The sequence below is a fragment of the Nitrospinota bacterium genome (assembly GCA_035528715.1).
In the GTDB taxonomy this organism is placed as follows: Bacteria; JADFOP01; JADFOP01; order DATKYB01; family DATKYB01; genus DATKYB01.
On record DATKYB010000149.1, the window covers coordinates 1 to 2,218 of the forward strand.

2 protein-coding genes are annotated in these 2,218 nt (G+C 35.8%); both read left to right on the forward strand.

Going from position 1 to position 2,218, the window contains the following annotated elements; genetic code table 11:
- On the forward strand, window positions 1-1,744 hold a 1,744-nt coding region (locus tag VMW81_10375; protein ID HUU51345.1), incomplete at its 5' end, for a helicase-related protein.
- On the forward strand, window positions 1,728-2,218 hold a 491-nt coding region (locus VMW81_10380; GenBank protein HUU51346.1), incomplete at its 3' end, for a hypothetical protein. The genes VMW81_10375 and VMW81_10380, both read left to right, overlap by 17 nt.

The window sequence follows — 2,218 nt, forward strand, 5'->3', positions numbered from 1 at the left end:
TTCTTTAGTCATCATCGATGAATTGCAGTTGATTAATGATTCAAAATGGGGTCTTCTGCTGGAAAGTATGGTAAGCCATATCGATACAAAGAATAAAAATATTAAAATCATCGCCCTTTCAGCTTATATTGAAGAGCAGGAAGCTCTTTTAAGGTGGTTTCCTGCACGAACCCTTATTTCCTATCAACGTCCGGTGGAACTGCGAAAAGGCATAGTAAGAGGTGGTGTCTTTAAATATGTTACTTCTAATAAGAAGGAAAATTGCAAAAAAGAAATATTTTTTAAACCGGAGGCAGTTCGTGAAAATTGTTTTGAAGATTATTTGTTGGAGACAGTCAGGTATCTGGTAAAACAGAGAGAATCGGTCTTGATATTTTTTGCAACCTGTGCAGAGACACAAAAATGGGCTAAGTGGCTGGCCTCTCAATTAGAGAGCCCCGGGGCAACTTGTGCCTTAAAAGAGCTGGAGGAAATGGAAGACACTTTATCCCGTGATGAATTGAGAGAGACCTTGGAAAAAGGGATTGCTCATTATAATCAGAACCTCTCATGGGAAGAAAGAAATTTGATTGAGACTTATCAAAAAGAGGGGGAAATAAAGGTTATCTGCGCTACCAGCATTATGACAATGGGTATCAATCTTCATTTTAAGAATGTGATTATTGCCATGGATAAAATATATAATGATGAAGGAAATTACCCTCCTAATTATCGAACCAGCCTCACCTTTGCCGCTATTGAAAATATGGCCGGAAGAGCCGGGATATTAAATATAGAAGAAATGAGAAAAGAGGGCAATTCTTTTAATTTTCAAAACAGGCAGGAGTTTGGAAGGGTCATCTTTTTGGCTCATTCCCTGCTCTTTCAGACCATTTACCAGAATCTTTATTTTAAATCTTTAAGAGATAATAATTACAATCATAAGGCAAATATGCAGTTAGTAAATATAGACAATGATTTTCTTACTTATCTTTTAAGGGTAGTGGTAAATCTAAATTTTAAGCATAATGAGTTAAAGATTAATTTAATAAAAGAGGAATTTGTTTCCCGAAAAAATCAGAGTAAATCCGATGATGGAAATTTCCTTTCCGGTTACTGGCAGTTTGCTTTTAATAAGGCAAATATCGATAAAAAAATAGAGAATTGCCTGAATATTTTAAAAGAAAACCGATTGATAAGGATGAATGAAAATGGTGTTTTATCTCCTACCGACAGCGGTATTTTAATAGCTGCTAAAAGAATTAAAGTTGAAACTTTTTTGTTTTTTAAATCCTGGTTGAGATATTGTAAAAATGGAGATATTAGCAATCTGGAGATTCTTTTTTTGCTGGCTTTAAGCCCGGATGGTAAAGCTTTGCCTATCCCCTTTTCTCAAGCTATTAGAGATGATTATAAAAAGGGAATTGATCAAGACGGAGGCAGAAAAAATTACTGGAATAAGCTCCTGCATCTGATCTTTGAGCAGAATGATGAAGATAAGAAACTTTTTCGGGATAATATTTTAATGAAAAAAGAAAAGGAAGAAATCACCTCTTTAGAAGATTATATCACCTGTAAGAAGACCCATTTATTATACGATTGGGTGGAGGGAAAAAAGAGTGTTAAGACAATTGAGGAGGAATATGGTCTTTACCGGGGTTGTATCTATAGATTGGGGGAGGGTTTTTCCTGGTTATCAGATAGTCTGTCAGCGATAGCAGAAAGTTTAGGTTGGGAGAAAATAATAAATGAAAGATTTGAATAAAATAAGGATGCTGTCCAGCAGATTAGTAGAAGGAGTACAGGAAGAGGGAATAAATTTGGCCCTGCTATATATACCCGGTTTAAGCCGATACTATATTAGAAAGTTGGTGGGGGCAGGTTATGGGGATGTGAATTCTTTGAGGGATGCGAGTGAGGTCGAGTTGGGTAAATTGCTTCCGAAAAGATTAATTCAAAGAATTCAGAAAAAAATGAAAGAAGAAAATAATCATCAGAAAATGCTAAAAGAAAAATGGATAATCCAAGATGAAAAATTGAAGGATTATAAGAAAGTGTCAGAAGAATGTGGTATTAGTATTAGCGAACGGCAATTAACGGCAGCTTCTCCTGTCACATTATTGGAACCTGTATTAGAAATCTCACAGCGGCGGCCAGATAGAATTATCTTTGAGGGGAAAGAAGCAAAAATCACAGCTAGAGGGTTTTCCCTGCTCTATTTCTTGGCACAGCGTAAACA